At 61.9% G+C, this 16,687-nt stretch carries 17 protein-coding genes; 12 read left to right on the forward strand and 5 right to left on the reverse strand.

Features of this window, described 5'->3' with window-relative positions:
* Window positions 1-247: 247 nt before the first annotated feature.
* The 3 genes from B2Z70_RS12620 to flbT all read right to left on the reverse strand — a co-directional run bounded on the left by B2Z70_RS12620 (window position 248) and on the right by flbT (window position 2,067).
* On the reverse strand, window positions 248-1,072 hold the full coding sequence (locus tag B2Z70_RS12620; RefSeq protein WP_440959889.1) for a flagellin: 825 nt from the start codon (window positions 1,070-1,072) through the stop codon (window positions 248-250).
* 221 nt (window positions 1,073-1,293) lie between these two features.
* Entirely contained in the window at window positions 1,294-1,650 is a 357-nt protein-coding gene (gene flaF / locus B2Z70_RS12625) for a flagellar biosynthesis regulator FlaF (RefSeq protein WP_009801397.1), read from the reverse strand.
* Window positions 1,651-1,665: 15 nt separating this feature from the next.
* The gene (gene flbT / locus B2Z70_RS12630; protein WP_009801398.1) at window positions 1,666-2,067 is read right to left on the reverse strand and encodes a flagellar biosynthesis repressor FlbT; all 402 of its coding nucleotides are present in this window, start codon (window positions 2,065-2,067) and stop codon (window positions 1,666-1,668) included.
* A 166-nt stretch (window positions 2,068-2,233) separates the two neighbouring features.
* Here flbT and B2Z70_RS12635 point away from each other — a divergent pair, with 166 nt between their 5' ends.
* Window positions 2,234-4,036 (forward strand): tetratricopeptide repeat protein, encoded by a 1,803-nt coding sequence (locus tag B2Z70_RS12635; protein ID WP_009801399.1) that lies wholly within the window; start codon window positions 2,234-2,236, stop codon window positions 4,034-4,036.
* Here B2Z70_RS12635 and B2Z70_RS12640 read toward each other — a convergent pair.
* Window positions 4,033-4,680 (reverse strand): class I SAM-dependent methyltransferase, encoded by a 648-nt coding sequence (locus B2Z70_RS12640; RefSeq protein ID WP_292983681.1) that lies wholly within the window; start codon window positions 4,678-4,680, stop codon window positions 4,033-4,035. The two genes, B2Z70_RS12635 and B2Z70_RS12640, sit on opposite strands and share 4 nt — an antisense overlap.
* An 89-nt stretch (window positions 4,681-4,769) precedes the next feature.
* Between B2Z70_RS12640 and pseI the strand changes: the two genes are divergently transcribed.
* From pseI to hisF, 5 genes are read left to right on the forward strand one after another with little or no spacing between them, the layout of a single operon-like run.
* Window positions 4,770-5,831 (forward strand): pseudaminic acid synthase, encoded by a 1,062-nt coding sequence (pseI, locus tag B2Z70_RS12645; RefSeq protein ID WP_292983683.1) that lies wholly within the window; start codon window positions 4,770-4,772, stop codon window positions 5,829-5,831.
* On the forward strand, window positions 5,828-6,910 hold the full coding sequence (locus B2Z70_RS12650) for a DegT/DnrJ/EryC1/StrS family aminotransferase (RefSeq protein ID WP_292983685.1): 1,083 nt from the start codon (window positions 5,828-5,830) through the stop codon (window positions 6,908-6,910). Before pseI ends, B2Z70_RS12650 begins: the two co-directional genes overlap by 4 nt.
* On the forward strand, window positions 6,907-7,905 hold the full coding sequence (locus B2Z70_RS12655) for a hypothetical protein (protein ID WP_292983687.1): 999 nt from the start codon (window positions 6,907-6,909) through the stop codon (window positions 7,903-7,905). The genes B2Z70_RS12650 and B2Z70_RS12655 overlap by 4 nt, the downstream gene beginning before the upstream one ends.
* Before the next feature lie 2 nt (window positions 7,906-7,907).
* Window positions 7,908-8,540, forward strand: a complete 633-nt coding sequence (hisH, locus tag B2Z70_RS12660; protein WP_292983689.1) for an imidazole glycerol phosphate synthase subunit HisH — start codon at window positions 7,908-7,910, stop codon at window positions 8,538-8,540.
* Complete coding sequence (hisF, locus tag B2Z70_RS12665; protein ID WP_292983691.1) at window positions 8,534-9,319, forward strand: imidazole glycerol phosphate synthase subunit HisF; 786 nt, start codon at window positions 8,534-8,536, stop codon at window positions 9,317-9,319. Before hisH ends, hisF begins: the two co-directional genes overlap by 7 nt.
* Before the next feature lie 331 nt (window positions 9,320-9,650).
* Here the strand turns inward: hisF and B2Z70_RS12670 are convergent, their stop codons facing one another.
* A complete protein-coding gene (locus B2Z70_RS12670; protein ID WP_292983693.1) occupies window positions 9,651-10,382 on the reverse strand; it encodes a WbqC family protein in 732 nt (243 codons plus the stop codon).
* Window positions 10,383-10,502: 120 nt separating this feature from the next.
* On the opposite strand from B2Z70_RS12670, the gene B2Z70_RS12675 reads away from it, so the two are divergent.
* The 6 genes from B2Z70_RS12675 to B2Z70_RS12700 all read left to right on the forward strand — a co-directional run bounded on the left by B2Z70_RS12675 (window position 10,503) and on the right by B2Z70_RS12700 (window position 16,671).
* On the forward strand, window positions 10,503-11,735 hold the full coding sequence (locus B2Z70_RS12675) for an N-acetyl sugar amidotransferase (protein ID WP_292983695.1): 1,233 nt from the start codon (window positions 10,503-10,505) through the stop codon (window positions 11,733-11,735).
* Entirely contained in the window at window positions 11,732-12,955 is a 1,224-nt protein-coding gene (locus B2Z70_RS12680) for a DUF4915 domain-containing protein (RefSeq protein ID WP_292983697.1), read from the forward strand. The genes B2Z70_RS12675 and B2Z70_RS12680 overlap by 4 nt, the downstream gene beginning before the upstream one ends.
* A gap of 2 nt (window positions 12,956-12,957) precedes the next feature.
* The gene (pseF, locus tag B2Z70_RS12685) at window positions 12,958-13,671 is read left to right on the forward strand and encodes a pseudaminic acid cytidylyltransferase (protein ID WP_292983699.1); all 714 of its coding nucleotides are present in this window, start codon (window positions 12,958-12,960) and stop codon (window positions 13,669-13,671) included.
* A 91-nt stretch (window positions 13,672-13,762) separates the two neighbouring features.
* On the forward strand, window positions 13,763-14,605 hold the full coding sequence (locus tag B2Z70_RS12690; RefSeq protein WP_009801410.1) for an AAA family ATPase: 843 nt from the start codon (window positions 13,763-13,765) through the stop codon (window positions 14,603-14,605).
* Window positions 14,606-14,656: 51 nt separating this feature from the next.
* A complete protein-coding gene (locus B2Z70_RS12695) occupies window positions 14,657-15,481 on the forward strand; it encodes a hypothetical protein (RefSeq protein ID WP_292983702.1) in 825 nt (274 codons plus the stop codon).
* Window positions 15,482-15,483: 2 nt separating this feature from the next.
* Window positions 15,484-16,671 carry a vWA domain-containing protein gene (locus B2Z70_RS12700; protein WP_292983704.1) on the forward strand — a complete coding sequence of 396 codons (1,188 nt, stop codon included), beginning with the start codon at window positions 15,484-15,486 and terminating at the stop codon, window positions 16,669-16,671.
* The last annotated feature ends 16 nt before the right edge of the window (window positions 16,672-16,687 follow it).

The raw sequence follows: 16,687 nt of genomic DNA on the forward strand, positions 1-16,687 counted from the left end.
CCAGATTCACCCTTTGCTGCAGGATCACCCCCTAAGCCATTGATTGTTCGTCGAGCGGCACATGGAAATCCGTTTACCCTACGCGGGCAGCGCGGCAGTTCTTGCCGGCTCGAGCAGGCAAATATTGCCGGGCGCGGCACTTTTTGCCGACAGAGGCGCGTCGCCAGACGTTTGATTTGGTTAATGAAATATTGAAGCAAAGAAAAAGCCGGGATTGCGGCAGCAATCCCGGCCCGATCCGTTCGCCCTAGCCGAAATAGGACAGAATCGACTGCGGCTGCTGGTTGGCGATCGAAAGCGCCTGAGTGCCCAGCTGCTGCTTGACCTGCAGCGCCTGCAATTCAGCAGACTCCTTGGCCAGATCCGCATCGACAAGATTGCCGATCCCGACTTCCAGAGCGTCGGAAAGTTTTGTGACAAACGTGGAGTGAATCTCCAGCGACTTGGATTTGGTGCCCAGACGCGCGAGCGCCGAGTTCACCGAATCCAGCGTGGTGCCGATCTGAGAGGCGATATTGCTGGCCTGGGTGGCGGTCGCGAACGACGCCGTGGCCGACAGGGACACGATCGAGCCGGAGAGCGACATGTTTTCCGCACTCACGGTGATGGTGTTCGAGCCGTCCTGATTGGCCAGCGCCACGAATGAGTTGGTCGAACCATCGATGAGGTTCACGCCGTTGAACTCGGCATTGCTGACGATCGTGGAAATCTGCTGACGCAGGGCTTTGAAGTCTTCATTCAAAGCACTGCGGCTCGCCGTATCCAGGGATGCGTCTGACGCCGCCAAGGCCTTCTCATTCATCTCGATCAACAGATCCGAGATCGCTTCGCCGGCGGCAAGCGCAACGTCGAGCGTCGCTTCGCCCCGGTCCAGAATCTGACCGACAACCCCATAGCCTGAAACCTGGGAGCGCATGCGCTGGGCGATGGCGTAGATGCCGCCATTGTCCTTTGCGCTGGACACTTCCAGACCGGTGTTGATCCGGTTCTGTGTGGTTTGCAGGTCCATATTGGTCTTGTTCAGATTTTGGAGCGCGATCATGGCTCCAGAGTTGGTGTTCACAGAAACGATCATTGTGGGGTTCCTCCGTTCTGGAAGCGAACGGCCTGTTCTTGGCCGGCGGACATTTTGTCCCGCTCTAGCCAGAGCAATCCCCATGCCGCGCACTGCGCGGGTGCGGCATAAATTACGGTATATTTTTCAGATGCTTGAAATTAGCCCGCGCGGGCGCAAAGCCCTTGCACCCCGATCGGCCCGGCAATTTCGACCGGCTGGGTAAAAATGCCGCTCGATCAGCCCCCCGAGGGGGAAAGGCCCTGCATGATGGTGCGGTTGATATCGATCAGCGTTTCGACATCGGTCTCGCCGCGCATCGCAGCGCTCGTCTCCTTGGAGACAAAAATGGACAGCGAGATGATCCCGGCGCGCAAGGAGTCGGGCAGATTATTGTGAGAGCTTGCGCAATCCGCCGCAAAGGCGGACCAGACCCGCCGGTTCCGGTCCAGCGCTGCAACGCGCTGGCGAATCTCGGACTTGGGCGCATCCCGCACTTCCATGAGCCCGCGCGTCACCTCGCCCAGCAGGCGGTACTCCGTCTGACGCGGATCTTCTGTGCGCGAAGATGCGGTTTTATAGGCCTGGTACGACATGAACGCTTCGCCTCTTTAAGCCCCGTCCGGTCCAGCCAGAAGCTTGGCTTCGTACTGGATCAGCTTCCGGCAACGCAGCAACGCCTTGTAGAACTCCCCCGCCATGACCTCGCGGCTTACTGACACGCATTCGGACAGGACTTCCGACGAGCCCACGGCGTTCATGAACTCTGTCATACGCAGGACGAACTCGTCATATAATCCGTCCTGACTGGTTGATGAGAGGTACATCATCATGACCGGGAAATAGATGCGCTTGGCCGGGGTATCGACTTCATGCTCCTGCATGATGTCCTTTTCCCGCAGGACGCTGGCCTTGTTCTGCAGCACCAGGGTCGCCCGGCGGTCCCCGTTTTCAACGACGGCGCCGTTCAGAACGAACTTCTCACCCGGCTTCAAAGAAAGCTTTAGCGGCATGGCTGGTCTGACCCTTCATCGTCGGCGCGGCCCGACGGTCACCGACCTCGCCACTCAAGCAGGACAGAGTGAAGAAACCGTTGCTGAGCCGCAGTCGCTCATTATTAGCACAACCTTAATCGAACCATCCGTTGCTGGCCTCGTAAACTGCAAGGGATAATGCGTGATGAGCGAATTGCTCGATCTTGAAGCTGAGCTGGCGGCTGGAGAAGAAGAGGCCGTGCGCATCATTCAGGGCCGGCGCGACGAAGCCGCCTCCACAGAAGTTCAGCGCGCCCTGTCCTCGGCCAAGAGCAAGGACGACAATCTGCCCCCCAAGGCGATCGGCCTGCTCAAGCGCGCCATGAAGATTGTCGATGATGATCGCGCCGCAGCGGCGAAAGCCGCCAAGCTGTGTCTGGATGCGGTGGATATTGCGCCGGAAAGCTCTCTGGCGAACCATGCGCTCGCAATCTGTCTGGAAAGACTCGGGCGCCTGGCCAAGGCGCTGCAATTTTACGAACGCGCTTGGCAGTTCAATCCGCACAATTCGGAGATTTATCTCAACCTGGCCATGCTGGCGTGGAAGCTGGACATGCTGCCGGCGGCAGAAAAATTCCTGCGGCTGTTCGTGCAGATGGCGCCCAACCACCCTGCGGGGGTGATCAATCTGTCCGGCGTCCTGCGAGATCAGGGCAAGTTCGAGGATTCCATCGAGATTCTGCGCGCAGCGATCTACGCCAATCCCGAGGAGAAGGATTTCTGGAATTCTCTCGGCACGACGCTGCTCGAAAAGGGCGAACCCGATCAGGCCCTGACCTTCTATGCCGAAGCGTTGCGTCTGCAGCCCGACTTCGCGCGCGCCCACCATAACACCGCCTTCGCCTATGAGCTCCTGGGCGAACCGGAAAAGTCCGCCCATCATTTCCGCGAGGCCCTGAAGACCGCCGCCTCCCAGAAGGACGTGATCATCATGTCCCATGGACTGGCCCAGTCCCTGCTGGCGCTCGGCGAGCTTGAAGAGGGCTGGGAGCTCTACAAGAGCCGGCTGGAGCCCGAATACTCCCAGGTCACCCATTTCCTGATCGACGCCCCCCGCTGGGATGGCGATGACGTCGATGCATTGCGCGGCAAGAAGGTGCTGTGGGTCGGCGAACAGGGGCTGGGCGACGAGATCCTGTTCCTGCAGCTCGGTCGAGACCTCATCGACGCCATCGGCCCGGACGGCCAGCTTTACATCGCCGTCGAAAAGCGACTGATGAGCATGGTTCAGGCCACCTATCCCGAAGCCATCGTCGGCTCCCACCGCACCATCAAGCGCGAAGGCAAGGATTTGCGCGGCGTGACGGGCTTTGAAGACGGGCTGAAGTTCGATTTCTGGACGCCCTTCGGTCAGCCCGCACGCGCGTTTCGGACCTCGCTGGACTCTTTCGCCAAGACGCCGACACTTCACCCGCCGCAAGCCGACGTGGATCACTGGCGTGAAAAGCTGGCGGAACTGCCCGAAGGCCTCAAGGTCGGGATTCTGTGGAAGTCGCTGAAGATGGACGCCAAGCGCTCCAAGCACTTCTCGGCCTTCGAACTGTGGAAGCCTGTCCTCAAAACGCCCGGCGTCACCTTCGTGAACCTGCAGTACGGGGATGCGGAAGAGGATATCGCCTTCGCCAGGTCAAAGTTCGGCGTGGATGTGCACACGCTGGACGGCATCGATCTGAAGAATGACCTCGATCAGGTCACGGCGCTGGCAAAGGCCTGCGACATCGTCATCGGCCCCACCAACGCCACCACCTCGCTCGGCGCCGCGGCCGGCGGCAATATCTGGTATATCCACCCCCATGGCCGCATCTGGAGCCATATGGGCGCCGGCCGTTCGCCCTGGTTCCCCACGGCGCGATCCTTCTTCGGCAAGGGCTATGCGGACTGGATCGCGATCCTCAAACAGGTCGCGCGGGCGCTGGCTGAGGAAGTCGAAGCCGCAAGAGCCGCCTAGGCCGGCTTTGTCAGGTGAAGCTGAAAGGCCGCTTCGTCATAGACGGGGCGGCCATTTTGCAGCTCGGCCCCAGCCACGCGAACCCTGCGGCGGTCAAAGACCTGATCAATATCGAAGCCCTTGAACAGCGCCTTCAGTTCTTCCAGATCGTAGAAAACGCGATGGCCGAAGACCGGATCCTCCGAGCCGTCCCCCATCCGGGCATAGCCGTGATCAGTGCTGGCGATTTCGAAGAAGGCCCGCCCGCCCGGTTTGAGCGCTGTGAGCATTTCCTGCACATAGGCCGCCGCCAGGGCTTTCGGAATATGCTGCAGCGTAGCGCGCTCGATGATGACGTCGATGGATTGCGGAGCGAGCGCCAGCGCATCTCCGCTGACAAACAGGCCCAGACGCCCATAGGTCTGACGCCCCTTGATCAGGGCCTGCTCGGACACGTCGCATCCCAGAAGCGCCGCATCCGGATACAACCCGCGCAGGAAGCCGAGATTCTGGGCATTGCCGCAGCCGAACTCGAACACGACGGCGTCCGGATCTCGCGCCAGCGCAATCAGGGCGAAGACCGTGGCGTCGGTATAGGGCACGCGCGTCTGGGAGGTCTTGTAAAACGCATCCCATTGACGGGCATTGTGGGCGCTCAGGCTCATCTGACGCGGTCTCCATCTGGCTTCATTCTTAATGAACCAAGACTCCCCATAACAGTAAACAAGCCCCCTCAACCGGCAGGAGCGTTGTCATGGCCGCCCCCTCTTCCGTGTTTGACCAGATCGAGGATACGAGCCGCCCGCCCGTCATCGTGGCGGAATTGTCGGCCAATCACAGCGGGGATCTGTCACGCGCGCTCGAGATCATCGATGCCTGCGCCGAAGCCGGCGCGGATGCAGTGAAGCTTCAGACTTACACCGCCGACACCATCACGCTCGACCATGACGGTCCGGGTTTTGTGCTGAAAGGCGGGCTGTGGGACGGGCGCAAGCTCCATGACCTCTATGAAGAGGCGCACACGCCCTGGGACTGGCACGCCGCCCTGTTCGAGCGCGGTCGCAAGCACGGCATGGAGGTGTTCTCCTCCCCGTTCGATTTCACAGCTGTGGACTTTCTCGAACAGTTCGAACCGCCCGCCTACAAGATCGCATCCTTTGAGCTGATCGATCTGCCGCTGATCGCCTATGCGGCGCAAACGCGGCGTCCGCTGGTCATGTCCACCGGTATGGCGACCTGGGACGAGATCATCGAAGCGGTGCTGACCGCGCGCCAGGCCGGGTGCGAGCGCCTGTGCATCCTGCATTGCACCTCGGGCTATCCGACCCCGATCGAACAGGCGGATCTGAGATCCATACCGGACCTGATCACCCGTCTGCAGCTTCCCATTGGACTCAGCGACCATACGCCGGGCATCGCGGCGCCGGTGGCGGCGACCGCGCTTGGCGCACGGATGATCGAAAAGCATGTCACCATGCGCCGCTCGGATGGCGGGCCGGACGCCGCCTTCTCGCTGGAGCCGAATGAGTTGGCGAGCCTTGTGAAAGAAACCCGCAACGCCCATGCCGCGCTTGGCGGCGTGCGCAAGGGCCTGGCCCAATCCGAAGTCGGCTCGCGCACCGTGCGCCGCTCGCTCTATGTCACGCGCGACATCAAGGCGGGGGAAACCCTGAGTGAAGACAATATCCGCTCGGTGCGTCCGGGCGGCGGTCTGCATCCGCGCGAATGGACGAAGGTGCTGGGCCGCACGGCGGCGCGCGATCTCAAATTCGGCGATCCGCTGGACTGGTCAATGATCACTGACGGGACCGCATGACAGAACGCGCAGAGCAAGCCATCTCCCAGGCGTTTGACGGCGGACAGGCCATCCTGTTCGGGCGGGCGCGCTCGGCGCATCTGGCGCTGTTTGAAGCGCTTGGCCTGCATGGCCGCTCCTGCATCCTGATCCCGTCGAACGCCTGCCCCAGCCTTCTGGCTTGCGCCTGGGCCAGCGGCGCTGAGGTCCGTCTGGCGCCCGTCAGCGCCGAGACCGGCGTGAACGCAGACGCGGCCCTCGCCAGACAGCTTCGTATCCTGTCCCGACCGGGGCGGAGGGGCGCGGTGCTTCTGACCCATCTTTACGGTTTCCGGCTCGACTTCACGCAGACCCGCAAGGCCGCGCAGGAACTGGGCTGGATCGCCATAGAGAACGATGCGAACGCCTCAAGCTTTGCGCCGAAGACGAAACTCGAGGATGCCGCGCGAATAGTCAGCTTTGGTCCCGGCAAGGTGCTGGACGCAGGATCCGGCGGCGCCGTGATCACGCGTGACGCCAGGCTGGCCGATGAACTCAGACGGATCGCCTCGCGCTATCCGGCTCTGGATGACTGGGCCGAGCGTGACGAGGAGAGGCTGATGCTCGATCGCCGCGCCCTGCGCAATGCCGGGCGCTCTTCAGACATCGAGGCCACCCTCGTCCGGGAACTGCGCCAGCTTCGCTTCAGCTTCGACCCGGAGGCGGAAGAGCCGCTTCTGGGCGCCCTTGCCCACTTGCCGACCCGGCTGGCCGAGCGTCAGGACCGCCGTGACAACTGGATCGAGGCCCTGAGCGGTCTGGAGCCCCAGCTTCAAATCGTTGACCTGAATCAGACCGCGCCCTGGCGATTGATCGTACGGGCCAACCCGAAGGTGAGAGACCCCGTGGTGAACGCCCTGCGCAAGGCCGGCATCGATGCGGGAACCAATTACCCGTCGCTTTCCCATTCCTTCCCTATGCTGACCCGAGAGGACGCGCATCCTGATGCGGACGCCTGGAGCCGGTCAGCCATCAATCTCTGGCTCGATGCGCGGTATGATGCGGCGAGAATCAACACGGCGCGCACCGTGATCGAGACCGAACTGGAGGCGCTGACATGACTTCGCTGATCATCCGCGTGGACGCCCTGCACGAGACCGGACTGGCTCACGCAGCGCGCTGTTCGCGGCTGCTGGAGCTCCTGCCCCAGCGCCCGACGGTTCATGTGCTGGGCCAGGGAGAAGCGCTGTCGGACTTCTTCCCCTATGACAAGATCGTACCGCTCAAGGGGCCGGTGGATGTCTTCCTCAAGGCGCTGGTCATTGAAACCGAGGCCCAGGCCGTCCTCGTCGACCAGCCGACGAAAGACCCGCTCCTGTGGTCCGCGCTCGAGGCTATGCCACAGCTCAAGCGCATACTGATTGATGATTTCGGGTCGGATGCGCCGGCAGACCTCGCCATAAACGGCACGGTCATTTCCGATTATCACGCCTATCCCAATCTGCGGGACGGCGGGCAGGCGCTGTGTGGCGGAGACTACGCCCTGATCGCGCCGGTCTTCGCCAAATCCCGTCACGATGCGCCCCGCAAAGGCCCCGTCATTGCGGTGTGCGGCGGCGGCGAACGCGCGACAGATTGGGCGATGATGCTGGCGGAACACGGCCCGGCGCTCGCAAAGCCCCATCCCTTCATCATCATCGTGGGATCGAGCTTTCCCGACTTTGAGGCGCTCCGCCAGATGGCGGTCTATAATGGCGGCATCGCCAAGAAGGGTTTGCCGGTTCATCAGCTCGCCAGCCATCTGGCCCGCGCGCCGGTCGCGATCATGACCGGCGGGATGGTGGTCTACGAGGCCCTGGCCGCCGGAACGCCCGCCCTCGTCTTCCCGCAGCTTGAAAACCTGATCCTCGAAATCGACTGGTTCGCGGACCATGGCGCCTTGATCAATCTGGGGCATGAGAGCGGGGACAATCTCGAGCAGCTCTCCTCGCACCTCAACAGCTTGCTCAAGAACGAAGACGCCATTCAGGCGCTCAGTCACAAAGGGCCCGAACTGATTGACGGGCTGGGCATGAGCCGCGCCGCCGAGGCGATCAGCGCCTTGCTCGAGATTTAGTCATGACCATCGCGATCATCGACTATGGCATGGGCAATCTGACCTCTGTCCGGAACGCGTTGGCCCATCTCGGCGCTGATGTTGTGATCAGCCATGATCCGGGCGTGCTGCGCGCCGCCAAAGGCGTGGTGCTGCCCGGCGTCGGCGCCTATGGCGAAGGCATGGCGCATTTGCAGGAGCTGGGTCTCGCCCAGCTGCTGAAAGACGAGATCGCAGGCCAGCACCGCCCGCTTCTGGGCATTTGCCTTGGCATGCAGCTCCTGCTCGATGAAAGCTCGGAACACGGCCAACACGCAGGTCTTGGGATCATTCCCGGCAAGGTGCGCCGTCTGGCTCCGCCGCCCCATGATCCACCCTATCGCGTGCCGCATGTAGGCTGGAACCATGTGGAGGCGAGCAAGACCGACGGCCTGTTCAAGGGCCTACCCGAGAACGAAGCCTTCTACTTCGTCCATTCCTTTGTCTGCGAACCTGAGCGCCCCGAAGACGCTGCAGGCTGGTCCGAGCATGGCGAGCGCTTTGTCTGCGCGCTGGAGCACGACTCGGTCTGGGCGGCGCAGTTTCATCCCGAAAAGAGCCACAAGGCCGGCCTTGCCCTGCTGACCAACTGGCTGGAGTTCGTCGCCTCATGCTGATGCCGCGCCTGATCCCGGTCCTTCTGCTGATGAACGGTCAGCTGGTCCGCTCGGAAACATTCACCACCCACCAGATCATCGGCGATCCGCTGCACGAGGTGGCGCGCTTTAACGAGTGGAAGGTGGACGAGCTCATTTATCTCGACATCTCCCGCACCGCCGGACTGGCGCAAGGCCGCCGGGATGCCGGCAATCGCGCCTATGCCGACGCGATGGAAGTGCTCGAAGCGGTCGCCAGCCATTGCTTCATGCCTTTGACCTGGGGCGGGCATGTGACCTCGCTCGATCAGGTGCGCGACATCTTCAAGCGCGGCGCCGACAAGGTCGCGATCAACACCGCCGCCTATGAAACGCCCGATCTCATCACCCAGGTCTCCAAACGCTTCGGCGCGCAGGCCATGGTCGTCAGCATCGACGCGCGCCAGATCGAGAATGGCTATGAGGTGATGACCCAAGGCGGACGCACCGCAACGGGTCGTGATCCGGTGAGCTGGGCGAAAGAGGCGGAAGACCGCGGCGCGGGCGAGATCCTCCTGCAGAGCCTAGACCGTGATGGACGCGGCACGGGCTATGACACCACCCTGATCGAGCAGGTCTCACAGGCTGTGACCATCCCCGTCATCGCCTGTTCGGGGGTCGGGGTGTACGAGCACTACGCCAAGGGCCTCAAAGCCGGCGCGGACGCTGTCGCCGCCGCCAATATCTGGCATTTCAAGGAGCTGGCGGACCGGGGCGGCAAGCGCGCTTTGCAACGCGCCGGGTTCGATGTGCGGATGTAAACGCCTTTACCCCTCTCAAAGCGTCATTCACCGGTTTATCCGGTGAACCCATGCCGTGACCTATCATACGACCAACCGGCATGGATCCCCCGCATGAAGCGGAGGATGACAGGCTGAGGACATTTAAAAATGTTCTCTTTCTCGGCTAAGGCCGGGACCCAGAGATCATGGAACGCCGCATATCCGTCTCTGGGTCCCCGCCTGCGCGGAGAAAGAGGTAAAATGACACGCCCTCGTCATCCTGACGAACGTCAGGACCCAGGGGATGGCAGGGCGTCGTATTTCCGGCTCTGGGTCCCGGATCAAGTCCGGGATGACGAGAAAGAGTTCTCTAGCCAGACGCCAAAGCCGCCTGCGCCACGCCCAGATGCCGTGTCATCTCTCCGCACCCGCGCACGAGCTTCGCCGTGTCCGGGCCCAGATTGAACAGGGCGTCAACGATGGACAGGTTGGGGATGAAGGCCTTGCCCTGGCTGTATTCAGGCGGCGTGAACGCCTGCCAGTAATGGGTGACGCCCTTGGCGGAAAACCCCGCCTCATCCACATAGCTCGCAGCCCCCACATTGGAGACATAGGCGTCGGCGTCGGCCGCATGACACAGGGAAATGAGCCGGTCCTGGCTCTCGCCCTCATGGTTCAGCTCGGCGCTGTCGATAATCTGCGCCTCAAGCTCCAGGACGGCGCAGACATGCCGGATCAGCGCACAGTTGAGGTCTGACAGGTTTTCGTACTCCGCCTCGATCAGCGCCTCGATGGCGGGAAAATACCCGTCGAAATGGGGGCGCTTTCCATAGACCTGTTTCAGCGTGGTCAGATGCTTCTTGCGCCAGGGCTCATCGGCGATTTCGGTCTGGCGGATCGTGCGGCTGAGATCGCCGGATTTCTTCACCGGCACCGACAGGAAGATCGCGTCCTTGCCATTGCGCACCCGGTTGCGTTGCTGCCAGCTATGGCGCTGGAACTGCACGTCGGGCAGCAGCACGAAGACATCGCTCAGGGCGATCTTGTGAAACAGGATCAGCCCCGGCAGATAGACCGGCTGGTGTGCGCTCAGGGTTCGCAAGGGCCCACCCTTCCCGTTTGTGGTGCATCGCTTGGGCTAAACTTAACGATTCAGGCGTTTTGTTAGCCTTAAGCACGGCGATGATTCGTCTCCGCTACGCTCCAGCCTGAGGGAAGCGCCATGAGTGTCCAGTTCTGCAAGACCTGTTTTTATCCCAGCTCGTCAGCGGCGCCGCTGACCTTTGACGAAAACGGGGTGTGCTCGGGCTGCCGTGTGGCCGGCCAGACGGTGGATATCGACTGGGACGAGCGCTGGACCATGCTCGAGGAGCTGGTCGACGATTATCGCAACCCCAAGGGCTATGACTGCGTCATTCCCGTAGGCGGCGGCAAGGACAGCTATTACCAGACCCATCTGGCGGTGAAAAAGCTGGGCCTGCGCCCGCTTCTCGTGACCTATCACGGCAACAATTTCCTGCCCGAAGGCGAGTATAACCTCCAGCTCATGCGCGAGGCCTTCGGCGCGGATCACATTATCTATCGCCCCGGCCTGGACGTGCTGATCAAGATGAACCTTCTGGGGTTCAAGCTGCATGGCGACATGAACTGGCACAATCATGCCGGCATCAAGACCTATCCGATCAAGCAGGCTGTCCTGCATGACATCCCGCTGATGCTGTGGGGCGATCATGGCTGGGTCGATCTGGGCGGCATGTTCTCTTACTCGGACTTCCCCGAATTCACCGCCAAGACCCGCAAGGAACACGACCTTCACGGGCTGGACTGGGATGATTTCACTGATGAGGGATTGGAGCGCCATGGGCGTCCGGACCTGAAAATGGGCCTGACCGAGAAGGAGCTCGACTTCGCCGTCTACCCGTCTGACGAGGAGATCGACCGTGTCGGCGTGCGCGGCGTGTATCTGGGCTTTTACGAGAAGTGGAACGGCAACAAGTGCGCTGCCGTGGCCGAGGCCGAATATGGCTGGAAGAAAGCCGAATACCCGTTCGAGCGCACCTACCGGAAAATCTCCAATCTCGACGACATGCACGAGAACGGAATTCACGACTATCTCAAATTCATCAAGTTCGGCTATGGCCGCGCCACCGACCATGCCAGCCAGGACGTGCGTCTGGGAGTGATGGACTACAAGACCGGGCTCGAAATGGTCAGAAAGCATGACCATGTCAAACCGCGCCGCGATCTCGAGCGCTGGCTGAAATATGTCGATATGAGCGAAGCCGAGTTCGACCAGATCTGCGACACCTTCCGCGATCCGCGCGTCTGGCGCATCGAGAACGATCAATGGGTCAAGGATGATGTCTGGGGCGGCGCGTCGAGCTATGGCCCGGTGCATCTGGAGCCCAATGATCCGCGTCGCGAGCAGTACATGGTCAAGGGCGCCGAGGTATGAGCCACACCAATACGACCGAATTCACGACCTTCGCGGATGTGAACATGCGCGGCCGGGGCCGTCCCATCGTGCTGGCGGGCGCGGGCAATATCGCCGACAAGACCCTGCGCCGGATCAAGGGCGTCACTGGTATTGTCGACAACAACCCCAATCTTCATGGCGAGACCCAGGCCGGGCTGAGCATTCGCCGTCCTGACAGCCTGCAGGAGGCGACGCCCCGCCCATTCGTGGTGATCTGCACCACATCCTTTGTGGAAGTGGGTGAACAACTGGCCGGGATGGGCCTTGTCCCCGGTCAGGATTTTGTCGTCAGCCCCGTGCTCAACGATCTGCGTATCATCGCGGAAATGGAGAGCCTGGAAGAAACCGTGCTGTTCACCTGTGGCCTGCCGCCGCTTGATGATCCCGAAGCGGGCGGCGGGCTCTATGAGCTGACCATTGCCGGCGCGAAGCACAGTTTTCGCAAGGTGTTCAAGGGCAATTTCCACGGACTGCGCCCCCATGGCGAGCACTTCATCGCCATTGATGATGAGCGCGGCCTGATCACCTTTGATCGCGATTACACCATCCTCAAGGCCTTCGCCCTGCCACAGGGCGCGCGCTGTCATGGCGTGAGCTGGTCCGAGGAGAAGCGGCAATACTTCATCGCCTGCTCCTATCTTGATGCGATCCTCGTCTATTCAGAAGATGGCGACGAGATCGACCGCATCCCGATCAGCCCCAAACAGGCGCGCTCCGGCTCGGCGCAACACCATTGCAATGACATTCTGGTGCTGGGCGACAGCGTGTACCTGTCCATGTTCTCCGCCACTGGCAACTGGAAGCGGGACGTTTTTGACGGCGTGGTGCTGGAATACGATCTGGCCGATCGACGCTGGGTCGGACCGGTCATCTCGGACCTCTGGATGCCGCACTCAATCGACTTCGTGGACGGCTCGCTGGTGGTGCTCGATTCCCTGCGCGGACGCCTTCTGAAGAACAACGCCCAGAGCGTGGGGCAATTTCCGGGCTTCGCCCGCGGCCTCGCCCATGACGGCGCGCGCTTCTTCATCGGTCAGAGCCGGAACCGGAACTATTCCGCCGCCATGGGCGTGAGCCAGAACATCGCCATCGACACCGCCATCACCGTGTTTGACGAACACACCAAGGTGTCCAAGAGCTTTCACCTGCCCTCCACGGTGTCGGAAATCCACGGCATCGCGCTGAACACAAAGCGCTGAGCATGAAGATCGCGGTCATCCCCGCCCGCGGCGGCTCCAAACGCATTCCACGCAAGAATGTCCGCCCCTTCCACGGCCGGCCCATGATCAGCTGGCCGATCTCAGCCGCGCTTGAGACGGGCCTGTTTGATCATGTGGTGGTCAGCACCGATGATCCTGAAATCGCGGAGGTCGCAAAGGCCGCCGGCGCCAGCGCGCCCTTCCTGCGTCCGGCGGAGCTTGCGGATGACTTTACCGGCGTCATTCCCGTCATCGCCCACGCCATGGCGGCGATGGAAGAGGTCACCGGCCACGCGCCGGAGCTGGTCTGCGCGATCTACGCCACCGCTCCGTTTCTGAGCCCGGCGGACCTGGCGCGCGGACATAACGCTCTGGTTGAAGCGCCAGAGCAGGATTACGCCATCTCGGTCACCCCCTTCGCCTTCCCGGTGCAGCGCGCGCTGAAAGCTGTCCACAGCAAAACCGGGCCCGGTCTTGCGCCCATGTATCCTGAATTCATCAGCTCACGGTCGCAGGATCTCGAAGAGGCCTTCCACGACGCCGCACAGTTTTTCTGGTGCCGCCCCAAGGCCTTGAGCAAGCAGGCTCCGGTCTTTTCACCTCGCTCCATACCGATCATGATTGCACCTGAACGCGTTCAGGATATTGATACCGAGTATGACTGGCGCCGCGCCGAGCTTATGTTCGAGGCGCTGCGCAAGGATGACGCGCGCTAGACCCACCGCTAGAGTGCACACGAATGCGCTGCAACCGGTCGTGGGGGACGACCGGACGAGAGAGAACACAAAACAGGGAAAACACCCGATCATGCGTTTTGAAGGCACCAAGGATTATGTGGCCACCGAAGAGCTGGCCGCTGCAGTAAACGCCGCCATCATTCTCGAACGCCCGCTGCTGGTGAAGGGCGAGCCGGGCACCGGCAAGACCGAGCTGGCGCGTCAGGTCGCGGCCTCGCTCGGCGCGCCGCTGATCGAGTGGCACATCAAGTCCACCACCAAGGCGCATCAGGGCCTTTACGAGTATGACGCCGTGGCGCGCCTGCGCGACTCCCAGCTGGGAGACGACAAGGTCCACGACGTCAAAAACTATATCCGCAAGGGCAAGCTGTGGGAGGCGTTTGATTCCGATGTCCGCCCGGTCCTGCTGATCGACGAGATCGACAAGGCCGATATCGAATTCCCCAACGACCTCCTGCAGGAGCTCGACCGGATGGAATTCTACGTCTATGAGACCGGCGAGACGATCAAGGCCGAGCAGCGTCCCATCGTGATCATCTCGTCCAATAACGAAAAAGAACTGCCGGACGCCTTCCTGCGTCGCTGCTTCTTCCACTTCATCGCCTTCCCTGACGAGGAGACGATGGAGCAGATCGTCAATGTCCACTTCCCGGGCATCAAGGGCGATCTTCTGGCCGAGGCGCTGGAGATGTTCTTCGAGGTGCGCAGCGCGCCGGGCCTGAAGAAGAAGCCCTCCACCTCCGAACTGCTGGACTGGCTCAAGCTGCTGCTCGCCGAGGATATTGATCCCGCCATCCTGCGCGAACGCGACACCCGCAAGCTGATCCCGCCGCTCCACGGCGCCCTGTTAAAAAACGAACAGGATGTTCAACTCTTCGAGCGCCTGGCTTTCATGACGCGTCGGGAAGGGTAAGGCTCGGATCATCAGAGCCTTTACCGAGTTCCCAGACTGAAAGCCATGTTTATGAAGCCTCTCCTCCTCGCCGCCGCCCTGAGCCTGTCAACACAGCCGGACCCCAGCTTCATGGAGCCCCTGCGCGGCGCCATGCAGGCGATGTTCGCCAGCCAGTACGACCAGGCTGAGGACCAGGCCCTGCTGGCGCTGGACGCGGCGCCGGACGCGCTGTCGCAATACCGGGTCCGGCACATGCTGACCGATATCAATGCGCGTCAGTCCGATTGGGAAGAGGCCGCGATGCACGCAGCCGCCGGCCGGGACATCCTGAGCGAAATGGGGGAGCTGCCGCCTCCTCTCGCGGCCAACCCCGCCCATCTCGCCGCCGAGCAATGGCGCGGCGTGGCCATGGCCGGCGGAGACGGGACGGCGCTGACCGGGCAATTCGTCAGCCTGCATCCCGAGAATGCGGGTTGGCATGCGGACGCCAATACGGCGGTGCATGACCAGCTCAGCTGCGCGATGATGGAGGACGGCTTCCTGCTGTTCGACATCTACGAAGCGCCGGGTTGCCAGTACTGGTCTCTCGATGATTTCGGCCTGCGGGTGCAGTTTGTGGACGCTGACGACAGCCCCGCGGCGATGGACGCCCTTCTGAACGCCATTCCCGAGGCGCGCCGCGAGAGCTGGACCGAGCTTGAAAGCGCGGATGGCGTCAACATGTATGAGCGCGTGTTCGAACATCCCGCGCCGACCGGCGTGCAACGGGTGGTTCTGGGGACGCGCACCCATGACGGCGCCCTGGCCGCGTATATGATGCGCTATCCGGCAGCAGACCAGGACGCGGCGCGCGCCGATCTGTTCGCCCTCGTGGACACCTTGCTCGCGGAGTAGCCATGGCCCTTTTCCACCGCTTCTTCACCGATCTGCGCGCCGCCAAGATTCCGGTCTCCACCCGGGAATATCTCACCCTGCTCGAAGCCCTGAAAAAGGGCGCGATCGAGCAGGAGGTGGACAGCTTCTATGCTGTCAGCCGGGCGGCGCTGGTCAAGGATGAGCGGAATTTCGACAGGTTCGACAAGGTCTTCGCCCATCATTTCGAAGGCATCGAGGCCCTGGGGGATCTCTTCAAGTCTGACGAGATCCCCGAGGACTGGTTGACCGCCCAGATGAAGCGCCATCTCACGAAAGAGGAGATGGAAGCGCTGCAGGAAATGGACTTCGACCAGCTCATGAAGACGCTCCAGGAGCGCCTGAAAGAGCAGGAGAAGCGCCATGAGGGCGGCAATAAATGGATCGGCACCGGCGGCACCAGCCCCTATGGCAATTCGGGCTGGAGCCCGAACGGGGTGCGGATTGGCGGCAAGTCCAAGAACAAGAAGGCCAGCAAGGTCTGGGAAAACCGCCGGTTCAAGGACCTTGATTCCGAGCGTGAGCTGGGCACCCGCAATCTGAAGGTGGCCTTGCGCCGTCTGCGCCAGTTCGCCCGTGACGGGGCCGAGGAAGAGCTCGATCTTGAGGGCACCATCCGGGCCACCGCCAACAAGGGCTATCTGGATGTCCAGATGCGGCCCGAGCGCCGCAATGCCGTGAAGGTGCTGGTGTTCTTTGATGTCGGCGGGTCCATGGACCCCTATATCGACCTGACAGAACGCCTGTTTTCGGCGGCGCGGGGCGTGTTCAAGAATCTTGAGTATTTCTACTTCCACAACTGCATCTATGAGGGCGTGTGGAAGTCCAATCTGCGCCGCCGCACCGAAACCCGCTCCATGTGGGACGTGCTGCACAAATACCCCAGCGACTACAAGGTCGTGATCGTGGGCGATGCCGCCATGTCGCCCACCGAGATCACCCATCCGGGCGGGTCTGTCGAGCACTGGAACGAGGAAGCCGGCGGGGTCTGGCTGCGGCGGATCAAGGAAACCTATCCGCACATGGTGTGGCTGAATCCCACGCCCGAAGGCTGGTGGCCGCATACCTATTCGGTTCAGCTGGTGCGCGAGATCATCGGTGATGAGCGCATGTTCCCGCTCACCCTGTCCGGCGTCGACAAGGCGATGAAGGAACTGGCCAAGCGGCGCTAGACACAAGAAAGTGGCG

Source organism: Oceanicaulis sp. UBA6590 (assembly GCF_002433705.1).
In the GTDB taxonomy this organism is placed as follows: domain Bacteria; phylum Pseudomonadota; class Alphaproteobacteria; order Caulobacterales; family Maricaulaceae; genus Oceanicaulis.

What these genes read in the sequence shown, in the direction of transcription:
- B2Z70_RS12640 (WP_292983681.1), bottom strand. Translation starts at nt 4,680, where the DNA reads ATGAGCCTGAGCGCCCACAATGCCCGTCAATGGGATGCGTTTTACAAG.
- B2Z70_RS12655 (WP_292983687.1), top strand. Translation starts at nt 6,907, where the DNA reads ATGACTTCGCTGATCATCCGCGTGGACGCCCTGCACGAGACCGGACTG.
- pseI (WP_292983683.1), top strand. Translation starts at nt 4,770, where the DNA reads ATGGCCGCCCCCTCTTCCGTGTTTGACCAGATCGAGGATACGAGCCGC.
- B2Z70_RS12635 (WP_009801399.1), top strand. Translation starts at nt 2,234, where the DNA reads ATGAGCGAATTGCTCGATCTTGAAGCTGAGCTGGCGGCTGGAGAAGAA.
- B2Z70_RS12650 (WP_292983685.1), top strand. Translation starts at nt 5,828, where the DNA reads ATGACAGAACGCGCAGAGCAAGCCATCTCCCAGGCGTTTGACGGCGGA.
- hisH (WP_292983689.1), top strand. Translation starts at nt 7,908, where the DNA reads ATGACCATCGCGATCATCGACTATGGCATGGGCAATCTGACCTCTGTC.
- flaF (WP_009801397.1), bottom strand. Translation starts at nt 1,650, where the DNA reads ATGTCGTACCAGGCCTATAAAACCGCATCTTCGCGCACAGAAGATCCG.
- B2Z70_RS12675 (WP_292983695.1), top strand. Translation starts at nt 10,503, where the DNA reads ATGAGTGTCCAGTTCTGCAAGACCTGTTTTTATCCCAGCTCGTCAGCG.
- B2Z70_RS12690 (WP_009801410.1), top strand. Translation starts at nt 13,763, where the DNA reads ATGCGTTTTGAAGGCACCAAGGATTATGTGGCCACCGAAGAGCTGGCC.
- hisF (WP_292983691.1), top strand. Translation starts at nt 8,534, where the DNA reads ATGCTGATGCCGCGCCTGATCCCGGTCCTTCTGCTGATGAACGGTCAG.
- pseF (WP_292983699.1), top strand. Translation starts at nt 12,958, where the DNA reads ATGAAGATCGCGGTCATCCCCGCCCGCGGCGGCTCCAAACGCATTCCA.
- flbT (WP_009801398.1), bottom strand. Translation starts at nt 2,067, where the DNA reads ATGCCGCTAAAGCTTTCTTTGAAGCCGGGTGAGAAGTTCGTTCTGAAC.
- B2Z70_RS12695 (WP_292983702.1), top strand. Translation starts at nt 14,657, where the DNA reads ATGAAGCCTCTCCTCCTCGCCGCCGCCCTGAGCCTGTCAACACAGCCG.
- B2Z70_RS12700 (WP_292983704.1), top strand. Translation starts at nt 15,484, where the DNA reads ATGGCCCTTTTCCACCGCTTCTTCACCGATCTGCGCGCCGCCAAGATT.
- B2Z70_RS12680 (WP_292983697.1), top strand. Translation starts at nt 11,732, where the DNA reads ATGAGCCACACCAATACGACCGAATTCACGACCTTCGCGGATGTGAAC.